General features: G+C 58.1%; 20 protein-coding genes and 1 pseudogene. 8 read left to right on the top strand and 13 right to left on the bottom strand.

The window, feature by feature from the left end:
- Nucleotides 1-90: 90 nt before the first annotated feature.
- The 4 genes from BLW01_RS07735 to trmB all read left to right on the top strand — a co-directional run bounded on the left by BLW01_RS07735 (nt 91) and on the right by trmB (nt 3,420).
- Nucleotides 91-1,572, top strand: coding sequence for an alanine/glycine:cation symporter family protein (locus BLW01_RS07735; protein WP_092568918.1), 1,482 nt, complete (start codon nt 91-93; stop codon nt 1,570-1,572).
- A gap of 67 nt (nt 1,573-1,639) precedes the next feature.
- Nucleotides 1,640-1,840, top strand: coding sequence for a sulfur carrier protein ThiS (gene thiS, locus BLW01_RS07740; RefSeq protein ID WP_092568919.1), 201 nt, complete (start codon nt 1,640-1,642; stop codon nt 1,838-1,840).
- Nucleotides 1,841-1,858: 18 nt separating this feature from the next.
- On the top strand, nt 1,859-2,656 hold the full coding sequence (locus BLW01_RS07745) for a thiazole synthase (protein ID WP_092568920.1): 798 nt from the start codon (nt 1,859-1,861) through the stop codon (nt 2,654-2,656).
- A gap of 38 nt (nt 2,657-2,694) precedes the next feature.
- Nucleotides 2,695-3,420 carry a tRNA (guanosine(46)-N7)-methyltransferase TrmB gene (gene trmB, locus BLW01_RS18685; RefSeq protein ID WP_092568921.1) on the top strand — a complete coding sequence of 242 codons (726 nt, stop codon included), beginning with the start codon at nt 2,695-2,697 and terminating at the stop codon, nt 3,418-3,420.
- Nucleotides 3,421-3,430: 10 nt separating this feature from the next.
- Here the strand turns inward: trmB and BLW01_RS07755 are convergent.
- A pseudogene (locus tag BLW01_RS07755) lies at nt 3,431-4,288 on the bottom strand (DMT family transporter); the annotation flags it as partial.
- An 87-nt stretch (nt 4,289-4,375) separates the two neighbouring features.
- Between BLW01_RS07755 and BLW01_RS07760 the strand changes: the two are divergent.
- Entirely contained in the window at nt 4,376-5,284 is a 909-nt protein-coding gene (locus BLW01_RS07760) for a LysR family transcriptional regulator (protein ID WP_092568923.1), read from the top strand.
- Between the two features lie 205 nt (nt 5,285-5,489).
- On the opposite strand, the gene BLW01_RS07765 is transcribed toward BLW01_RS07760, so the two are convergent.
- On the bottom strand, nt 5,490-6,404 hold the full coding sequence (locus tag BLW01_RS07765; RefSeq protein WP_092568924.1) for an AEC family transporter: 915 nt from the start codon (nt 6,402-6,404) through the stop codon (nt 5,490-5,492).
- 111 nt (nt 6,405-6,515) lie between these two features.
- On the opposite strand from BLW01_RS07765, the gene BLW01_RS07770 reads away from it, so the two are divergent.
- Together BLW01_RS07770 and BLW01_RS07775 are read left to right on the top strand one after the other, a co-directional pair.
- Complete coding sequence (locus tag BLW01_RS07770; RefSeq protein WP_229806500.1) at nt 6,516-7,025, top strand: FixH family protein; 510 nt, start codon at nt 6,516-6,518, stop codon at nt 7,023-7,025.
- Complete coding sequence (locus BLW01_RS07775) at nt 7,022-7,630, top strand: SCO family protein (protein WP_092568925.1); 609 nt, start codon at nt 7,022-7,024, stop codon at nt 7,628-7,630. The genes BLW01_RS07770 and BLW01_RS07775 overlap by 4 nt, the downstream gene beginning before the upstream one ends.
- Before the next feature lie 3 nt (nt 7,631-7,633).
- Here BLW01_RS07775 and bamJ read toward each other — a convergent pair whose 3' ends face one another.
- The 6 genes from bamJ to BLW01_RS07805 form a co-directional block, all read right to left on the bottom strand.
- Nucleotides 7,634-8,320: a BamJ family beta-barrel-assembly machinery protein gene (bamJ, locus tag BLW01_RS07780; RefSeq protein WP_092568926.1), complete on the bottom strand. Its 687-nt coding sequence runs from the start codon at nt 8,318-8,320 to the stop codon at nt 7,634-7,636.
- A gap of 79 nt (nt 8,321-8,399) precedes the next feature.
- A complete protein-coding gene (locus BLW01_RS07785; RefSeq protein ID WP_092568927.1) occupies nt 8,400-8,837 on the bottom strand; it encodes a universal stress protein in 438 nt (145 codons plus the stop codon).
- A gap of 21 nt (nt 8,838-8,858) precedes the next feature.
- Nucleotides 8,859-10,142: a TRAP transporter large permease gene (locus tag BLW01_RS07790; protein ID WP_092568928.1), complete on the bottom strand. Its 1,284-nt coding sequence runs from the start codon at nt 10,140-10,142 to the stop codon at nt 8,859-8,861.
- 38 nt (nt 10,143-10,180) lie between these two features.
- On the bottom strand, nt 10,181-10,759 hold the full coding sequence (locus tag BLW01_RS07795; protein WP_092568929.1) for a TRAP transporter small permease: 579 nt from the start codon (nt 10,757-10,759) through the stop codon (nt 10,181-10,183).
- Between the two features lie 178 nt (nt 10,760-10,937).
- A complete protein-coding gene (locus BLW01_RS07800; protein ID WP_092568930.1) occupies nt 10,938-11,954 on the bottom strand; it encodes a TRAP transporter substrate-binding protein in 1,017 nt (338 codons plus the stop codon).
- A gap of 81 nt (nt 11,955-12,035) precedes the next feature.
- Entirely contained in the window at nt 12,036-12,587 is a 552-nt protein-coding gene (locus BLW01_RS07805) for a TIGR02444 family protein (protein WP_175529795.1), read from the bottom strand.
- 60 nt (nt 12,588-12,647) lie between these two features.
- Between BLW01_RS07805 and BLW01_RS07810 the strand changes: the two genes are divergently transcribed.
- Complete coding sequence (locus BLW01_RS07810; RefSeq protein WP_092568932.1) at nt 12,648-14,573, top strand: ABC-F family ATP-binding cassette domain-containing protein; 1,926 nt, start codon at nt 12,648-12,650, stop codon at nt 14,571-14,573.
- A 29-nt stretch (nt 14,574-14,602) separates the two neighbouring features.
- Here the strand turns inward: BLW01_RS07810 and dtd are convergent, their stop codons facing one another.
- The 5 genes from dtd to BLW01_RS07835 form a co-directional block, all read right to left on the bottom strand.
- Nucleotides 14,603-15,040, bottom strand: coding sequence for a D-aminoacyl-tRNA deacylase (gene dtd / locus BLW01_RS07815; RefSeq protein ID WP_092568933.1), 438 nt, complete (start codon nt 15,038-15,040; stop codon nt 14,603-14,605).
- Between the two features lie 69 nt (nt 15,041-15,109).
- Nucleotides 15,110-15,955: a universal stress protein gene (locus BLW01_RS07820; RefSeq protein ID WP_092568934.1), complete on the bottom strand. Its 846-nt coding sequence runs from the start codon at nt 15,953-15,955 to the stop codon at nt 15,110-15,112.
- Nucleotides 15,956-16,054: 99 nt separating this feature from the next.
- Complete coding sequence (gene thiD / locus BLW01_RS07825) at nt 16,055-16,867, bottom strand: bifunctional hydroxymethylpyrimidine kinase/phosphomethylpyrimidine kinase (RefSeq protein WP_092568935.1); 813 nt, start codon at nt 16,865-16,867, stop codon at nt 16,055-16,057.
- A 39-nt stretch (nt 16,868-16,906) separates the two neighbouring features.
- Complete coding sequence (locus BLW01_RS07830) at nt 16,907-18,310, bottom strand: TRAP transporter large permease (RefSeq protein WP_229806501.1); 1,404 nt, start codon at nt 18,308-18,310, stop codon at nt 16,907-16,909.
- On the bottom strand, nt 18,303-18,857 hold the full coding sequence (locus BLW01_RS07835; RefSeq protein ID WP_092568936.1) for a TRAP transporter small permease subunit: 555 nt from the start codon (nt 18,855-18,857) through the stop codon (nt 18,303-18,305). The genes BLW01_RS07830 and BLW01_RS07835 overlap by 8 nt, the downstream gene beginning before the upstream one ends.
- Between the last annotated feature and the right edge of the window lie 65 nt (nt 18,858-18,922).

An 18,922-nucleotide genomic window follows, 5' to 3' on the forward strand; every position in this document is an offset into this window, starting at 1 on the left:
ACCACATTGCCGTTACCATGCTCGGCTTTCGGCACTGCCGCCCCAGCTTGTCATGTAGGCGTATCAAAACAATTCAGGGAGAAGAATGCCATGGAGCCACTAGTCTCGTTCGTCGAACCACTGCGTGACGGCTTGTACGCTGTCATGAACCCGGTCAGTGATTTCATCTGGAGCTATATCCTCGTTTATCTGCTGCTTGGCGCGGGCCTGGTGTTCACGATCATGACCCGGGGCATGCAGTTTCGGCTATTTGGTCACATGGCTCGCGTGACCGTGACGGCACGAGGCGCCGGCGAAGGTATCAGTGGTTTCCAGGCCTTTGCGACGTCCATGGCGGCGCGTGTGGGTACCGGCAATCTGGCAGGCGTCGCGTTGGCGTTATGGATCGGAGGCCCTGGCGCCATTTTCTGGATGTGGATCACGGCCCTGGTCGGCTTCGCCACGGCCTTCATTGAATCGACCCTGGCTCAGGTCTATAAGCATCGCAACGAGGATGGCGTGTTTCGTGGCGGACCGGCCTACTACATCGAACGCTGCCTGGGTTGGCGTTGGCTCGGTGCGCTGTTTGCCGTCTTCCTGATCATCGCGTACGGGTTGGCGTTCAATGTTGCGCAATCCAATACCATCGCTCAGGGCATGAATGGCGCATTCGATATCCCTAAGTGGGCGACCGGCTTGGTGATCGCCTTCCTGGCAGGGTTGGTGATTTATGGGGGGCTCAAGTCGGTGGCGCGCACGGCTGAAAAGATCGTGCCGGTCATGGCCATTGCCTATCTGCTGGTCTCGCTGTGGATCCTGGTGACCAATATTACCGCCGTCCCCGAGATGCTATCGTTGATCGTGATGAGCGCCTTCGGTTTCGGGCCCGCGATGGGCGGTGCGGCAGGCTATGCCATCAAGGCGGCGATGGAAAATGGTATCAAGCGCGGATTGTTCTCCAATGAGGCCGGCATGGGCTCCACGCCCAATGCGGCGGCTCAGGCGACCGTCAAGCACCCGGCGGCTCAGGGGTTGGTACAGTCGTTCGGGGTGTTCGTCGACACCTTGGTCATCTGTAGCTGCACGGCAGTCGTGATTCTGCTGTCAGGCGTTTATGAACGGTTGCTGTCGACAGCGCAGGGAGAGAGCATCGAAGGGATTCAGCTCACCCAGGATGCAATGGTCGATCACCTGGGTGGATTCGGCGAAATATTCATCGCCTTGGCTATCCTGTTCTTCGCCTTCACGTCGATTCTGGCCAACTTTTCATTTTCGGCGGTCAACATCGAGTACTTGTTTCGTCGTCACGCACGGCAAGCCGTGTCGGGTCTGAAGGTGAGCATCCTCGCGATGGTGTTGATCGGTTCGGTCGCGGAACTCGAGTTCGTCTGGAACTTTGCGGATCTGGCCATGGGGCTGATGGCAACAACCAACCTGTTCGCCATCCTGATCATGGCGCCGATCGCGATCACCGTACTCAAGGATTATGAGCGTCAACGTCGGAAGGGAGTCTACGAACCGGTATTCCAGCCGTCTGTGCTCAAGCGCCCCGAACTGGTCGATGACGATGTTTGGCCCGCAAAGGATGCCTGACCCCCGCATTTGGCGTTAAAATGATGGTCGGTGCCAGATCATGATGAGGATCTATCCGGAGGCTGCCATGCAGATTCAACTCAATGGTGAGACAACCTCGCTCGATGGCAATCCCACGATTCGTGATCTTGTCGAGTCGTTGGATCTGACCCGGCGACGTATTGCCGTCGAGGTCAACGAAGAGATCGTGCCGCGCAGCCAGCACAGTGCCAAGGCACTGGCCGACGGCGACCGTGTGGAAATCGTCCATGCCATTGGCGGCGGTTGACAGTTCAAAGGAGCCACCATGTCCGTTCAAGATGTCGATCGCCCCTTGATGATCGGAAATCGTAGTTTCCAGTCACGCCTGCTGGTAGGAACCGGTAAGTATCGTGACTACGATGAAACTGCGGCCGCGATCGAAGCCAGTGAGGCTGAAATCGTGACGTTTGCCGTACGACGCACCACTCTGGGTCAGAGCGCCGATGGGCCCGGTCTGCTCGATATCATTTCGCCCGAACGTTACACCCTGCTTCCCAATACCGCCGGCTGTTATACCGCCAAGGATGCCGTGCGTACCTGTCATCTGGCACGTGAACTGCTGGACGGTCATAACCTGGTCAAACTCGAAGTGCTCGGTGATTCCGAGACGTTGTATCCCAATGTGGTGGAAACACTGAAGGCCGCCGATGAGCTGTTGAGCCACGGGTTCGAAGTCATGGTCTATACCAGTGACGATCCCATTGTTGCCAAGGAGCTGGAACGACGTGGCTGTGCCGCCGTGATGCCGCTCGGCTCGTTGATCGGTTCCGGCCATGGCTTGCAGAACCCTTACAATTTGCGCTTGATCGCCGAACAGGCTGAAGTGCCTGTGCTGGTGGACGCTGGCATCGGCACGGCGTCGGATGCCGCCATGGCAATGGAACTGGGCTATGATGCCGTGCTGGTGAATTCGGCGATCGCCCATGCCCGACAACCCGTACTGATGGGGCAGGCCATGAAACAGGCCGTGACAGCCGGGCGTAACGCGTATCTGGCGGGGCGTATGCCACGTCGTCAGTCGGCTGATCCCTCTTCTCCGTTCGCCGGTCGTATCAACGACTGATCCTTCCGGTTTCTTGACAACACTGAGTTGCACACCGCATGACCGATATCTCCAATGACAGTACCGAGACAGCGTCGCCACGCCATCGACGTGGCATCAAGAGCTATGTGTTGCGGGCGGGCCGAATGACCGCAGCCCAGACACGGGGGCTCGACGAAGTCTGGCCTCGTCTCGGATTAACGTTGGAGGGGGAGAGGCCGGATCTGGACCGCGTATTCGGCCGTCAGGCTCCCCGTGTCGTCGAGATCGGCTTCGGTATGGGAGGGTCGCTGATCGAGCAGGCCGAATCCCATCCCGAGCTGGATTTTCTGGGGGTTGAGGTTCATGCACCGGGTGTCGGTAAACTGCTAGACGAAGCGGACAAGCGTGGGCTGACCAATGTTCGAGTCTATCGCGATGATGCGGTTCGCGTGCTGGAGGAGGGAATTGCACCTGAGACCATCGACGCACTGCAGTTGTTCTTCCCCGACCCCTGGCCGAAAAAGAAACACCACAAACGCAGAATCGTGCAACCGGCATTCATCGAACTGGTCCGAACCCGACTCAAACCCGGCGGCATTCTGCACATGGCGACTGACTGGGAAAACTATGCCGAGCACATGGCGGAAGTCATGCAGAACGCCTCGGGCTATCGCAATGTGGCGGACAAGGAGACGTTTCCTTTTGTGCCGCGTCCCGCGTTTCGCCCATTGACCAAGTTCGAGGCGCGTGGCGAGCGTCTCGGGCATGATGTCTGGGATCTGATTTACGCGCGTTGCGAATAGCCAGACCGACACCGACAATGGCGATTCCCATACCGGCGATCCCCTGCCCGCCAGGCATTTCACCGAACAAGGTTGCTGCCCAAACCAATGTCACCGGAGGTGTCAGATAGACCAGTGTCGATGTCAGGGTGACACCCAGACGACGCAGGCTGGTGACGAAGAAACCGTAGCCTCCCAGGCTCGATAGTACGATCAACCAGACGACGGCGGTCAGCGTCACGCCATCCAGTGACGGCGTGGTCAATCGACCGCCTCCCGCAATCAGGGTCGCCACCGTGAAAATGATCGTCGTGGCCCCCAGTTGACTGGCCAGGGTCCAGTCCAGTGGCAGCGACGTGGGGCGTCGGGCCGACAGCAAACTTCCCAGGGTCACGGAGACGACTGACGCCAGTGGCAATGCATAGGCCCACAAGGGTGTCTGGGTACCATTCCCGATATCATCAATGACACAGAACGTCACGCCGATCGTGGCGATTGCCATGCCGAGCCAGCCCTGTCGGGAAAGCCGCTCCCCCAGCCAGGGGCCTGCCAGAGCCGCAGCCAATAAAGGCTGAAGGGCAGCGATGAGTGCGGTGATGCCGGCACTGACACCGAACTCGATGGCCAACGTCACGCCCAATAGATAACCGCCCATCGTCAAGCTGCCAATCACGGCCTCATGAGCAATGTCCTGTGTCGATGCGGAGCGGCCACGTAGCCAGCACCAGGTGGTCACCAGTATGCAGGCCAGCAAGAAACGCCAGGCAAAAAGCCCCAATACCGGCATCGGCGATTCCATTGCCAGACGCGCACCGACGAATCCACTGCTCCAGCACACGACGAAACCTGCGGCGATAAGATATTGACCTGGGGACAGTCGATGAATCATGGCCTCGCTCCTGTTACTGATGGCGAGGCGATTGTGAATCGGTTACTGTTTTCAATGAATCGATATTTTTTGCATAGAGAGTCAAATATGGTTGAAGTCTCATCGGCAGCACTGGATATCGAGTTATTGCGCAGTTTTCAGGCAGTGGCCCAACAGGGGTCATTGGCCGGTGCGGCGACGCAACGCCACCGCACCGTGAGCGCCCTGAGCATGCAGATCAAGCGTTTGGAGAGGGTGCTGGATACTCGTTTGATGGTTCGTGGTGCGCGTGGGGTGAGTCTGACGCCGGCGGGTGAATCGTTGCTGCGGGAGGTCCGCGCACTATTACGCCAGCATGATGCGCTGATGGCCCGTTTCACGGGCCGGGGATTGAGTGGCAGGGTCCTTTTCGGTATGCCTGAAGACTATGCCAGTGCCATGGTGGGAGAGGTGCTGCCGGAATTCCTGGCGCAGCATCCCGATGTCTTGCTGGAGACGGTGACGGCGCCCAGCGGTGAGCTGGCACGATTGATCGAGGCGGGCGAGTTGGCGATGGCGATCATGCTGGACCGGCCGCACCGGTTGCAGGGTGGCGAGCCGTTGTGGAAAACGTCTCCCGTCTGGGTGGCAGGCCGTGAAGTGCGTATGAACGAGGTGGCTGACCAAGCGCTCCTCCTTGCCCTGCATACCGAGCAATGTCCATATCGTGCGCTCGCCCTGGAAGCCCTGGAGCGTTGTCAGCGTGCCTGGTATCCCGTTTTTACCAGTTCCAGCATTCACGCCGTGGAAACGGCAGTGGCATCCGGATTGGCCATTAGCGTACTCGATCGGGAACGGGTATCCACGGCCATGCGTATCCTGGGAGAGGCGGAAGGTCTACCGCCCTTGTCGAGCTGTGAAGCTGGGTTGTATTTCTCGAAACGCATCAATCGCGATTCCCGACAGGCGGTCGACGCCCTGGCAACCATGTTGCGGGACCGCTTGATAAAGCGGGGTCCTTGGCATGGTGACCGATAAAAAAACGGCGACTCGATGGAGCCGCCGTCAAGACCGTGACTAGCTTGATGAGGAGAAACCATAGCAGGGAACCTGACATTCTCTGTATGGCTTGCGGCGTTAGCTAAACGCCACGGTTGTTAAGATAATCATTCTCATTTGATTCGTCAAGCGTAACGAGAATTTTTTTTATTCAGATTTTATTCTCGATATCGTCCGTATGGTTTCATCCCGTCAACAGCAGCCAGATGGGCAGCGTGATCATGGCCAATAATGTCTGGCCGGTGATAAGCGCAGCCATCAAATCGGCATCACCACCAAGCTGGCGCGCGAGGATATAAGCCGACGTGGCAGTGGGAAGCGCGGCGAAAAGCAATGCCACGTCGCGGCTGACGGGGTCCAGTCGTAGCAGGAAGGTCAGGCCAAGCACCAGGGCGGGGGTCAGCACCAGTTTGATGAGGTTGGCGGTCCAGACACCGCGGTCCTGTCGCATCAGCGAGTGTGGTCTCAGCGCGACACCGACGGCCACCAAGCCCAGCGGCAAGGCAGCATCGCCAAGCAGATCGATGGCCCGGCCACTCCAGCCGGGGAGGCCAGTACCGGTCAGATTCAGGACAATTCCCAGTACACAGGCAAGAATCAATGGGTTGCGAATCAGCGCCAGCAGACTGCGCCCCAGGCCGGCGCGGCCGAGGGTGCCTGCGGCGATGAAGCTGGCGACACATAGGATATTGACGACGGGTACCATCAGTGCCACGGCGACGGCGGCAACGGTGGCGCCACTGCTGCCATGTATGGCCGCCGCACCGGCGACTCCGACATAGGTATTGAATCGCAGTGCGCCCTGGAAGACGGAAGTGAACGTTGCACCATCGAGCCCTAGCCAGTGTTGGCTTCGCCAAAGCAGGAGCGCGAATCCGATCATGACGCCGAGCAAGGCAATGGCAAGACGTCCGAGCGGCACATCGTCGACATTCGCGGTTGCCAGCGTCGAGACCAGCATGGCGGGAAACAGCAGGTAGTAGATGACACCTTCCATTCGCGGCCAGAAATCGCCACCTGGCCAACGTCGCCAGCCGAGTACCGCACCCAGTAGAATCAGCAGGAAAAGTGGGCCTAGCGCATCGTCGACGCCGGTCATGGAATCTCCTTGGTGTGAGTGTGTTGTCGGTTATCGGGTCGACCATCGTATTTTCGTCATTGCTGATAAGCTTATCGTCAAATGCTGTCATAAAGGAGGGGGTTCCCTGCCATGTCTCATTCCTTGCGAACGACGGACGATGACGCGCCCAGGTCGCCGCTGTTGAACTGGTTGATTGTCGTGACTCTGGTGACCGTGGTCGTCGCCGCTTGGTATCTTGTCGATTATTATATGCGGGGTAGCAGCGAACACATGACCTGGTATCCGCCCAAGACCCCTTGCAATCTGCATCAGGGAGCTTGTCGAGCGGCGCTGGGATTGCACGCCGAGATGACGTTCCGTATTGATGAGACAATCGAGATCTCGTCCCCTATGCCGATGACCGTGGAATTGGAGGGGGTGGAGGCAAGCGCCGTGACGGTGGAATTCGTCGGTCGGGACATGGCGGTTGGAGTCCACCGTGTTGAACTGGAAGAGCATGGCGATGGCGTGTTTCGCGGTGAGGGGCGGTTGCATGCGGGGACCGAGCATGTCGTACCCTGGCGTGCCCAGGTGATCGTCGAGACCGATGACGGGCAAAAAGGTAGCTGGTTCGATTTCGATATAACGAGGAAAACATGATTCAACGACGCCGCAAGAGTGTGTTGATCGTCCTGGCCATCGTGTTGATTGCCGTAGCTGCCGGGGGGTGGGGGTATCAACAATACCTTGCCGACGATGGTGAGCCGGAAGGTGGAGGTTTCACGCTGCCTTCGACCCGTGGTGAGTTCTCGCTGTCCGATATGGAAGAGGGCGAGATCGGAGTGATGTTCTTCGGTTTCACGAATTGCCCCGATGTCTGTCCGATGTCGCTATCGGTGATTCGACAGGCGTTACAGCGTCTGGAGGCGGACAGAGCCGACCGTATCGTACCCATCTTGGTCACTGTGGATCCGGAGCGCGATACGCTGGAACGTCTGGACGAGTACATCAGTGCGTTCGGTGATCGCTTTATCGGTGTTCGTCCCGGTGGCGAGGCGGAGTTGAACGACCTCGCCGATCGCTATGGTGTTTCCTGGCGGAAAGTCGACGTTCAGGATTCCGAGATGGAGTATACGGTCGACCATACAGCCTCGCTATTTCTGGTCGACCGCAATGGTGAGATACTCAGTGAGGTACTGTATTCTCCGGCCGCCAATCGCCTGATTGACACATTGGAAGAAGAGTTTGACGCGCAGGAGATCTGATGATCACTCCTCGATATCAAGCAGCTCGATCTTGAATGTCAGGGTTTCGTTGGGACCAATGGGGCCTTGCCCCTGAGCTCCATAGCCGAGCTCGGCAGGTATATAAACCATCCAGGTATCGCCGACGCTCATCATCTGAAGGGCTTCCTGCCACCCTTCGATGACCTGGTCGACACGAAAGCTGACCGGTTCATCGCGTTCATACGAGCTGTCGAATACCGTGCCATCCAGCAGTTTGCCTTCATAGTGGACTTCCACGGTGTCGTCAGCGGTAGGGCTGGCCCCGTCGCCTGATTCCATGACGCGATACTGCAAGCCGGACTCCGTGACCTCGACACCCTCTTTCTCGGCATTGTCCGCGAGAAAACGCTGGCCCTCTTCCTGGTTGGCCTGGGCCGCCTGATTGGCTTCGGACTGACGCTCGGCCATGGCCTCCTCCTGAAAACGGCTGAGCGTTGTGGCCATTTCCTCTTCACTCATGGCGAGAGCATTCTCGGCATAGACGTCCTCGATCGCCTGGGTGAATGCATCGATGTCGAGTTCATCGATATCCTGCAGGAGACTCTGTCCCAAGGTGACCCCCAGGCTATAACTGAGTTTTTCCTCGTCGCTTTGTAAGGCATCGGCGTTGGCCAGGGGCATCATGCCCAATGATGTGACAAGGCATACGGTGAAAGTGGGTGTTTTCATTCAAGCCCCTTTGGGTAATTTGGCATCGGACCTCGAACTCTAGCAGCGAGTCTTGCCTCGTGCACCGGTAATGTGGACGTCATACCACCAACGTGGGGCATTTCGCCGTCGAGGTGACCCGTTGTGACACACTGCCCAATAACGCCGCTTTATCCCCATTGGTGCCCTGTGACCCGATAACGATCAGGTCGACGCCACGTTTTTTGGCAAATCGAACGATCGTGCTGGAAGGGCGGCCACCCTTGACGAAAGCGCGAACCGAGGGGGAGCCCAACTCGATAGCGCGTGACTTGGCCTGTACGGCGATTTCGGTGGCGTAATCCTTGAGCGCATCATCCGGGATATCCAACTGGGCGGGTCGCACCATGGATAGCGATGCCTCCAGAAGGCTGTGATGCTTGAACACGCACAGGATGTAGAGTTCGGCGCCACAGAGCTTCTGTAATTCGACTGCCTTGTCCAGGGCAGCCAGGGCCCCTTTCGAGCCATCCACCGGCACCAGAATCTTATGAAACATGGCATCCTCCCTAAGAGCGGATCAGGCGTAGGCAAGATCGCGCAGGAACAAGGCAATCTGCGGGAACGTGATCAGCAGCGCAGCGGCCAGCACCAGCAACAAGACGAACGGGGGGGTACCACGAATGACTTCCATGTAGGGACGTTTGAAGATGGCGATGGCCGTGAAAATATCACATCCGAATGGGGGCGTGGCGGAGCCGATTGCTACCTGCAAGGTGATCAGGATGCCCACGAGCACAGGGTCCAGGCCGGTGGCTTCAATCGCAGGCGTAAAGATTGGTGTGAGTACGAGGATGACGACGATCGGGTCGACGAACATACAGGCAATGAAGAAAGCGATCGACAGGATGATCAACACGCCTGTCGGCCCGGCTTGATTGACCCCCACGGCTTCCAGGATGGCCTGCGGAATCTGGGCAAACGAAATGATCCACGAGAAGCCATTGCCGGCGGCGACGAGGATGAAGACCACTGCCGTGATGAGCCCGGTGGACTTGGCGATAGCGTAGATATCGGGGGCACTCAGGGAGCGGAAGACACCGAACTCCAGTATCAACGCATACATGACACAGGCGGCGGCTGCCTCGGTCGGGCTGAATATGCCGCCATAGATACCACCGACGATCAGGACGGGAAAGCCCAATGGCCATAAGGCCTGGCGTATGGCCGACAGGCGCTCGCCCCAACTGGATTTGGGTTCTGTCGGTACCTTGGCGAAGATGGCATAAATGACGCAATAAATCGAAAAGAGCAGAAGGATCAAAAGCCCCGGGCCGATACCGGCAATGAAAAGCTCGCCGATGGACGTGCCCGAGACGACGCCGTAAATGATCATGCCGATACTCGGCGGAATCAGAAAGGCGATATCACTGGAGTTGATGATCAATGCCAGTGTGAAGGGGTCCGAGTAGCCTGCCTTGAGTAGCCGAGGGCGAAGCGCGGAGCCCACCGCGACCACGGTCGCCTGGGTGGAGCCCGAGACGGCCCCGAAGAGTGTGCAGGAAGTGGCGGTACTGACCGCCAGACCGCCCTTGATGTGGCCGATAAACGCCATGACCATGTTGATCAGGCGTGACGCCGACTGGCCACGAGTCATGATGTCCGCCGCCAGTATGAACATGGGCACGGCAATCAACGAGGTCGGTCGAATACCGGCCATCATCTGTTGGACGAGGGTCCCCATGTTGTCGAACCCATTGAATGTCATGTAGAAGCCGATCGCCGCTGCGGTGATCAGCGGGATCATCATGGGGAAGCCCAGTAGGAGCAGGCCGATCATGGTGCCGATGATGATGGTGGTCATTCCGTGTGTCCTCTAAACCAGCCGCAGAGTTATCGGGGTTACACTTCCTTTTCGGTGTCCTTGTAACCATCCACGATTTCCGTGGATAGATAGACGTCACGGGATCTCATGTTCTTGATGGCCGTGAGGAGATACTGAATGCCGGTTACCAGGAAACCGATGGGGACCCAAAGGTAGATCAGAAAGATGGGGATGCTTAATGCCGGGAGCACCCGTCCCTTGCCATAGAGGTCGATCACGTAAAGTATCGAGTAATAACACAGGAAAAACATGATGACCGACGTGAACAATGTAATGACGATCATCAGTGCCCGACGTCCGCCTGTAGGGAGCATGTCGTAGAATGCCGACATGCGGATATGGCGGCCATGCCGAGCGGCATAGCCGATACCGGCAAACGTGATCAGAACGATCAGGATCCGGTTGATCTCCTCTGAAAAATAAATGCTGGAGCCCAGGATGAAGCGGCTGAGCACGTTGGCCATGGTATTGGTAGCCATCAATAGCACACCGGCTGCCAGCATGACGGACTCGATGCGACTGATGACAGTATCTATGGTGCCCAGAAAGCCGGGCAGGCTCGAGCGATAGTGTTTTTCCGAGTCATCTTCGGACATGGAGTGAGTCTCCTCGCGGTCATGACTTGCCGGTTGTATAAGGTAAAGGCTAATGGAAACCTGTCGACCGCCGTGGATGAATCGTCAACGTTTGTTGTACGTTCGAGCGAATGCGCCATGCAAAAAGGGGCAGTCAGTGCGACTGCCCCTTTGAGTCACGGCATTCAAACGATGACGATCAGTCTTCGGTGACCGCTTCCAGATCTGCCTTGAACTGTTCGAGCAGTTCCTCGCCTTTCTCGCCAGTCATCTCGAGGAACTCATCCTCGACTTGCGGCGCCCGTTCGCGGAAGGCTTCGATCTGCTCTTCATCCAGGCGCGTAACGGTGACTTCGTCGGAGTCTTCCTTGATCTTTTCCAGTGACTCTTCAGCCAGCCCTTGGATATGCTCGATAGTATGGTCATAGGCCGCATCGGTGGCGTCCTGAACCAGCTCCTTGTCTTCGTCGGACAAGCCTTCGTAGAAATCCTGGTTGGCCATCATGGCCGTCGTGAACCAGCCATGGCCGGTATACAGCAGGTGGGGTGAGACTTCGTAGAGCTCACCGGATTCGATCCAGAAGATGGGGTTCTCCTGGCCATCGATCGTGCCGGTCTGCAGCCCACCGTACACTTCGCCCCACGGCAGCGGTGTCGGCGTCGCGCCGAAGGCCCTGTACGTTTCCGCTAGCAATGGGTTGGTCATGGTACGGATCTTCTTGCCTTCAAGCTCTTCCGGAGAGCTGACTTGCTCATCCAGCGTGATCACCATCTCCCCTTCCGGATACATGCTCAGCAACTCGAGCCCTTGTTCGGCGTAGAGCTCGGGGAACATCTCGTTGATGGCCTTGCTCTCATCGAAGAACTCGATCACGGTCTCTTCATCGGTGGGAAGCAGGTAGGGGATGAAGAAGATCTGTGCTTCGGGGATCAATGAGCCGGTAAAGCCGGGCGACTGGTTGACGAACTGGAGAATGCCGTTTTGCGTTTGCTCCATGATGTCATCGGATTCGCCGAGTTCGCCGAAGCGGTATACCGTCACGGTGTGATCGGAGTTCTCCTCGACATACTCTTTGAAGGCATAGGCGAAGACGTCCTGAACATCGCCTTCATACTCCTCGTGGGCGTATTTCCATTCGGCAGCATTGGCCGCAGCGGACAAGCCGCACATCAATGCGCCCACACTGGCGAAGGTAAGCAGTTTTTGGCCTTTCATTGTTGTCTTCCCCTTAATTGTGTTGCGAGAACGTTCAGTCGCATCCGGCGACTGAAATACAGGAAAATCAGTACCCTTTACTCAATTGAGGCTAGCGCGGGATGGGGGGAGGGTCAAGACAGTGCTGGTCATTGACAATGTCATGAGTGCTTCTTCCAGTGACCTGGAGAGGCATTCCTTGGGGTGTGGCAACCATTGCGCCAGACGCCGGGATAGTGGCGGATCCTCTTGATGCAGAAGGCGTGTGCCGCCCCCATGTTCGGCAAGGTCCTGTAGAAGAAGCAGGGCTTCGCGTTCAGCAAGCAGTTCAGCATGCTTGAGCGCCTGTCTCAATTCCGCACGTGATGCCTGATTTTTCGTGGCCTCCTTGAGAGTACGGCGCCGATGCCGTAACGGGTGCGTCATATCTGCTTGCCACTGGCGGACTGCGGCCAGATGTCCCTCGATATCCTCCGTCGTGGTCAAGCCATGGCGGTTCAACCAGCATAGCCACAGTAATTCGCAGACATCGGTACCGCCCTCGTCCTGCAGAACCAGACAGCTTGCCTCGACGCCGTCGGAAGAATATAGCGCCAAGGCATATTCCCACAGAGGATGGGTCCGCAGTGACCGGGAGATTGCGGTAGAATTCACGAATTGTCGCCCCTTCGTCGACCCGACGGCGGTACTATACGCGCTAGATATGGAGTTGGCATGATCGCACTGCGCCATCTATCCCTGCAACGCGGCACGCTCAAGCTGTTCGAGAATGCCGAGCTGACCCTGCACGATGGCCACAAGGCGGGAATCGTCGGTCCCAATGGTGCAGGCAAGTCGAGTCTGTTCCAGTTACTCCTCGGTGAATTGGCGCCCGACAAGGGCGAGGTCGAGATGTCCGGGGGGCAGCGGATTGCCCATATGGACCAGGAGGTCGGGGTCCTGGACCGTGCCATCGTCGACTATGTCCTCGATGGCGATCACGAATTGCGTGAAACCGAGCGCGCGCTGGAGCAATCCCGGACGGAGGATGATGTCCATCGCGAGGCGCACCTGCATGGGCGGATCGAAGCGCTTGATGGGTACAGTGCCCGTGCCAGAGCGTCACAGCTGTTGGTGGGGCTTGGTTTTGAGCAAGCCGATCTCGAACGACCCTTGGCCGATTTCTCCGGTGGCTGGCGCATGCGTGTCAATCTGGCGCGAACGCTGTTCATGCCCTCCGACCTGTTATTGCTTGACGAACCGACCAACCACCTCGATCTCGATGCCCTGCTATGGCTGGAACAGTGGCTGATCCGCTATCCAGGAACCTTGCTGCTGATTTCTCACGATCGCGATTTCCTTGATGCAGTGTGTGACCACATCGTGCATTTCGATCATGGCCAACTGGTGACGTATCGCGGCAATTACACCCTTTTCGAACATACGCGCGCCGAAAAATTGGCTCAGCAGCAAGCAGAAGCGGCCAAGCAGCAGGCCCGTCGTGAAGAGATCGAGCGTTTCGTGGCGCGGTTTCGCTACAAAGCAACCAAGGCACGACAGGCGCAGAGTCGGTTGAAGATGCTGGAGCGCATGGAGACCATCGCCGTTGCGCATGTCGATTCCCCGTTTCACTTCTCCCTGCCGGCGGCGGACAAGACCTCCAATCCTTTGCTGGTGCTGGATGAGGCCAATCTTGGCTACCGCAGTGAAACAGGCGTCCATGTGCAGTTGGAGCAAGTCCGGCTCAGCCTTATGCCTGGCCAGCGCATTGGACTGCTGGGACCGAACGGGGCGGGCAAGTCGACCCTGATCAAGTCGTTGACGGGGGAGTTGCCTTTGCTGTCCGGCCAGCGCATCCCGGGTGAGAATCTGGTGATTGGCTATTTTGCCCAACACCAGATCGAAGGGCTGGACCTCTCCGCGACTCCCTTCCTGCATGTACAGCGACTCTCGCCTGGCGAGAGCGACCAGTCGATCCGCAATTTTCTGGGCGGATTCGGTTTTCACGGCGATGATGTATTCGGTGAGGTCGGCCGGTTTTCGGGCGGGGAAAAAGCCCGCTTGGCACTGGCGCTGGTGGCTTGGCAGAAGCCCAACCTGTTGCTGTTGGATGAGCCGACCAACCATCTGGACCTGGAGATGCGTGAGGCGTTGACGGAAGCATTGGCCAGTTTCGAGGGAACGGTCATCGTCGTGTCCCACGATCGACATCTCCTGCGTGCGACGGTCGACGAATTCTGGCGTGTCGCCGACCACCGGGTCACACCGTTCGATGGCGATCTCGAGGATTACCGTATCTGGCTCAAGGCCCGGCTGGAGGCAACTCGCCGCGAGACGCGTGATGAAAAACGTGAGGCGGCGCCACCGCGTGTCGACCGCAAGGCTGAGCGCCGTGCTGCTGCTGAACGTCGCGATAGGCTCCGTCCTCTGAAGCGCGAGCGTGACCGAATTGAAAAGCGCATGTCCGATATCGAGGCGTCGCTTGGTGAAGTGGAAGCCCAGTTGGCGGATGCCGAACTTTACACTGATAGTGCGCGCAAGGAAGAGCTCACCGAGGCACTGACACGTCAGGGGGAGCTCCAGAGTCAGCTCGATACTCTGGAACAGCAGTGGTTGGCCGCCGAAGAAGAGCTGGAACAGCTGGAACGGACATTGAGGTAAGGCAGATCGTCCATACAGCGCGTTTGCCGCTAGGTTTCCAGAAGAAACGTCACCGGCCCGTCATTGACCAGCGAGACCTGCATATCGGCGCCGTATTCACCAAACGCAACATTCGGCCATGCCTCCATGGCGAGTGCCGACAGATAAGTGAATAGTCGCTCACCGGCATCGGGCGGTGCGGCGCTGGAAAAACTGGGGCGCAATCCTTTCCGTGTATCAGCGGCCAGGGTGAATTGTGAAACCAGTAACAGACCGCCTTCCACCTGCTGGAGGTTCCGGTTCATCCGGCCTGCGTCGTCACTGAAGATCCGGTAGTGAAGCAGCCTGTGCAGCAGCCTCTCGGCATGCGATTCGTCATCTGCTTTCTCGACGCCGATCAGTGCCAATATTCCATGATCAATGGCTCCGACGGTGTCGCCGTGGACCTCGACGCTGGCCCGTTCGACGCGCTGGATCAATGCCTTCATCGCTTATCCATCTACCATGACAGGAAAAAATGGCAGCGTAACACGCTGGATGGGATAGGGGAGGGGCATCTACCAGGCGCGACACACCATGATGTCGCAGTGAGGTTCGGAAAGCAGCTGTTCGGTCAACTGGCTCTGGCGTCCCTTCTGTCCGCGGCAGCCGAGGGCCAGCAGATCGGGCGGCTGCTGACGCAGACGACCCATCAGGACGTCGAGTGGATCACCCTGCTCGAGTTCGAGCTCCAGTTCAGGGACGGCGTCCAGTTCGGCCATCAGCCGTTCGATTTCGTTTTCCAGCTGCATTCGCAGGCGTTCCACCTGTCGGTCCCGCCAGCGGGCATAATCGCTGTCGGAGCCGAGCTCGCGTTCACCGGGCAGATCCCAGGCGTGCAGTAATGTCAACCGGGCATCGGGAAAGCGCTTGAGCGTCTCACGCAATGTGTGACGGCAGGTCAGGGAAAAATCGATGGGCACGAGAATGTCATTCCAGTCCTGTGTCGCCAGATGACTGACCGAGAGAACCGGGCATGGTGCGCCACGCAATACCCTGGCCAAGGTGGTGCCGGCGACCAGGTCGGGTTGTCCCCGCTTGCGGTGGGCGCCGAGAACGATCATATCGGCATCACGTTCGTGAGCCTCGCGAATGATCTCGGCATAGGGAGCGCCAGCGACGGTCTGAGTCAAGCAAGGCGGGGCGGGAAGCGCATAGTCCTCACGGATATCTGTCATCAATGACTGCATTTCCTCGACGACCGCTTGCTCAAGATCCCGTAATGCCAGCTTGGGAAGATGGGGATCGAGAACATGGATGATATCCAGGCGCAGCCCGTTCTCATGCGCGAGCCGAATCGCGCGTGCATAGGCAGAACGGTTTTCTTCCGACAGATCGCAGGCGAACAACAGGGTGCGGGTCATGATGATTTCTCTCCCTTCAACACGGAGCCGCTGAGACCACCAAGCACTGTTCAGCATGGTGCCAGTTGGCGAGACCCGCAAGTCTGCATAGACGTGCAATTACCACCATGCATGGAAATGATGCACGGGCCCGTGCCCTTTGCCGATATGGAGGCGTTCACTGGCTTGCAGTGCATCGCAGAGCCAGCGTTTGGCGGCCTCGACGGCCGAGGGAAGATCGTTTCCGCGCGCCAGATAGGCGGTAATGGCCGAGGAGAGCGAGCATCCGGTACCGTGGAGATTATTGGTCGGAACCCGAGGCATATCCAGCCACTGTTGCGGAGTATTTCCCCCCAACAGGTCCGGGCAGCGGTCCTCCTGCAGGTGGCCTCCCTTGAGCAGCACGTTCTCGGCACCCAGACGGATCAACTGAGGCAGAAGTGCCTCCATGGCCTGGCGATCCCGTGGCGTGTCGCTTTCCAGAAGCACGGCTGCCTCAGGGAGATTGGGGGTGATGAGGTCGGCCAGCGGGACCAGAAGTTCCCGCACCGCCTGAATGCCTACATCATCGACCAGCACGTCGCCACTTTTCGCGACCATGACAGGATCCAGCACGATCCAGCGCGGCCGTCGTTTCTCGAGTGTTTCGCGGATCGTCACGGCAACCTCACGGCTGGCTACCATACCGATCTTGACGCCAGCAAGCGGTACGTCTTCCATCAAGGTGTCGAGCTGGGCGGCGATGAAATCGGTGGGAATGGGGTGAACGCCAGTGACACCGCATGTATTCTGCGCCGTGAGGGCCGTGATGACACTTGTGCCATACGTCCCCAGGGCGGAAAAGGTCTTGAGGTCGGCCTGAATGCCGGCACCGCCGCTCGGATCAGAGCCGGCGATGGTCAGTACATTGGCGATTGCTTGGGATGATGTCATCTTGATCCTTGCGCGATATCGGCACTGATGTGTCGTGGTCTATAGTATCGAAGGGAGCCAGGTGGCGAGCTGTGGAAAGCCGGCCAAGGCGCCGAGCATGGCCAGTTGCAGCACGATGAAGGGGATCACGCCGCGGTAAATGGCCGATGTGGGAATATGGTCCGGCGTGACCCCACGAAGATAGAAAAGAGCAAACCCAAATGGCGGCGTCAGAAATGAGGTTTGTAGATTGACGGCGATCATGATGCCCAGCCAGACGGGATCCAGCCCCATGGCCAGCAACGCCGGGCCGATGATGGGCACCACGACAAAGGTGATCTCGATAAAATCGAGGATGAAGCCGAGTAAAAAGATCACCACCATGGTGATCAAGGTGGCGCCCAGCACGCCGCCAGGCATGGCATCGAACAACTCGGAAACCAGTTCTTCACCGCCGTAAGCGCGGAAAACCAGGGAAAACAACGTGGCGCCGATCAGGATGAGGAATACCATACTGGTAACACGCGCTGTGCTATGCAAGACGTCGCGAAACGTGGCCAGGTCGAGCTGGCGTTTGACCAATGCCAGCACCAGCGCACCGAAAGCCCCTACTGAAGAGGCTTCGGTCGGTGTGGCCAGCCCCCCGAGAATCGAGCCCAGCACCGCTATGATCAATATTACCGGTGGCAACAACCCCTTGAACAGCAATGGCCAAAGCCGACCCGTATGGCCGAGGTCACGCATCAACGTTTCCCGGTCACTCAATGGGGCGAGAGCCGGTCGTCGCCAGGCAACGATCAGTAGATAGATGGCATAAAGAACCACCAGGAGTAAGCCGGGAACAAGGGCGCCCATGAACAGGTCACCGACAGATACCGTTTCCGGGCTGAAAATCCCCATCGCCAATTGCGCTTCCTGATACGCATTGGAGAGGACATCACCGAGAAGAATCAGTGCAATCGATGGAGGAATGATCTGGCCCAGGGTGCCCGTCGCACAGATAGTCCCCGTCGCCAGCGCGGGGTCGTAACCCCGTTTCATCATGGTGGGTAGCGACAGCAGTCCCATGGTCACGACCGTGGCACCGACAATGCCTGTGGAGGCGGCCATGAGCATACCGACCAGCGTGACGGCAATCCCGAGCCCGCCGCGAAGATTGCCGAACAGCAGCGTCATGGCATCGAGCAGGGTCTCTGCTACCCGCGACTTCTCGAGTAGCACTCCCATTAGGATGAATAGCGGTACGGCCAGGAGCGTCTGGTTGGTCATGATCCCGTAGAGCCGGTTGGGCATCGCGGCCATTAAGCTCGGCTCAAAAGGCACGCCGATATTCAGGCTTTCAAGCCCGAGACCCAAGCCGGCGAATGCCAGCGCCGTGCCGGCCAGCGACAGTGCCACGGGGTAACCAAGCATCAAAACGGCGCAGACGGTGGCGAAAAGAATCAAGGGCATGAATTCAAGCACTGTTGTGGTTCTCCTTGTCCGTATCGATGCTTGGCATGCGGCCGCGCAGCATCATGACCTGACGTATCATCTGGGCGATGCCCTGGAGTGACAGCAGCACGACCATGACCAGAATCAGGCTTTTCAGAAGGAAAACAACGGGAATGCCGCTATCAGGCGAGCGTTCCAGAATGGCCCAGCTCTTGGCGACATAGCCCAGGCTCGAGGCGGCGATGAAGATCAGTACCGGAAACAGGAGTAGCAGTGTGCCCAACAGGTCGATCCAGGCGCGCCCTCGCATGGACAGACGCCGATAGAAGATGTCCACCCGTACATGACCGTCATGCTTGAGGGTGTAGCTTGCAGCCAGCATGAAGACGACAGCATGCAGAAACATGACGGACTCTTGAGCAACGATACTGTTGATATTGAAGGCGTAGCGCAGTATGACGATGGCGAACTGCACCAGCATCATGATCAACAGCAGCCAGGATACGGCGCGTCCCAAGCACTCGGTGAACGTGTCCAGCCGGGACAGCAGGGCAGAGTGTCGCATCGTGCGTTCCATGACGTGATTCAATGTCTTATTGGGGTAATAGGGTGCGCATCATCGCCGATCACGAAACGTTCGTC

The organism is Aidingimonas halophila (assembly GCF_900106955.1).
Taxonomy (GTDB): Bacteria; Pseudomonadota; Gammaproteobacteria; order Pseudomonadales; family Halomonadaceae; genus Aidingimonas; species Aidingimonas halophila.

What these genes read in the sequence shown, in the direction of transcription:
- BLW01_RS07800 (WP_092568930.1), bottom strand. Translation starts at nt 11,954, where the DNA reads ATGAAAGGCCAAAAACTGCTTACCTTCGCCAGTGTGGGCGCATTGATG.
- dtd (WP_092568933.1), bottom strand. Translation starts at nt 15,040, where the DNA reads ATGAAGGCATTGATCCAGCGCGTCGAACGGGCCAGCGTCGAGGTCCAC.
- BLW01_RS07760 (WP_092568923.1), top strand. Translation starts at nt 4,376, where the DNA reads ATGGTTGAAGTCTCATCGGCAGCACTGGATATCGAGTTATTGCGCAGT.
- BLW01_RS07735 (WP_092568918.1), top strand. Translation starts at nt 91, where the DNA reads ATGGAGCCACTAGTCTCGTTCGTCGAACCACTGCGTGACGGCTTGTAC.
- BLW01_RS07785 (WP_092568927.1), bottom strand. Translation starts at nt 8,837, where the DNA reads ATGTTTCATAAGATTCTGGTGCCGGTGGATGGCTCGAAAGGGGCCCTG.
- BLW01_RS07810 (WP_092568932.1), top strand. Translation starts at nt 12,648, where the DNA reads ATGATCGCACTGCGCCATCTATCCCTGCAACGCGGCACGCTCAAGCTG.
- BLW01_RS07820 (WP_092568934.1), bottom strand. Translation starts at nt 15,955, where the DNA reads ATGACCCGCACCCTGTTGTTCGCCTGCGATCTGTCGGAAGAAAACCGT.
- BLW01_RS07765 (WP_092568924.1), bottom strand. Translation starts at nt 6,404, where the DNA reads ATGACCGGCGTCGACGATGCGCTAGGCCCACTTTTCCTGCTGATTCTA.
- BLW01_RS07770 (WP_229806500.1), top strand. Translation starts at nt 6,516, where the DNA reads ATGTCTCATTCCTTGCGAACGACGGACGATGACGCGCCCAGGTCGCCG.
- bamJ (WP_092568926.1), bottom strand. Translation starts at nt 8,320, where the DNA reads ATGAAAACACCCACTTTCACCGTATGCCTTGTCACATCATTGGGCATG.
- BLW01_RS07745 (WP_092568920.1), top strand. Translation starts at nt 1,859, where the DNA reads ATGTCCGTTCAAGATGTCGATCGCCCCTTGATGATCGGAAATCGTAGT.
- BLW01_RS07790 (WP_092568928.1), bottom strand. Translation starts at nt 10,142, where the DNA reads ATGACCACCATCATCATCGGCACCATGATCGGCCTGCTCCTACTGGGC.
- trmB (WP_092568921.1), top strand. Translation starts at nt 2,695, where the DNA reads ATGACCGATATCTCCAATGACAGTACCGAGACAGCGTCGCCACGCCAT.
- BLW01_RS07795 (WP_092568929.1), bottom strand. Translation starts at nt 10,759, where the DNA reads ATGTCCGAAGATGACTCGGAAAAACACTATCGCTCGAGCCTGCCCGGC.
- BLW01_RS07775 (WP_092568925.1), top strand. Translation starts at nt 7,022, where the DNA reads ATGATTCAACGACGCCGCAAGAGTGTGTTGATCGTCCTGGCCATCGTG.
- thiS (WP_092568919.1), top strand. Translation starts at nt 1,640, where the DNA reads ATGCAGATTCAACTCAATGGTGAGACAACCTCGCTCGATGGCAATCCC.
- BLW01_RS07835 (WP_092568936.1), bottom strand. Translation starts at nt 18,857, where the DNA reads ATGGAACGCACGATGCGACACTCTGCCCTGCTGTCCCGGCTGGACACG.
- thiD (WP_092568935.1), bottom strand. Translation starts at nt 16,867, where the DNA reads ATGACATCATCCCAAGCAATCGCCAATGTACTGACCATCGCCGGCTCT.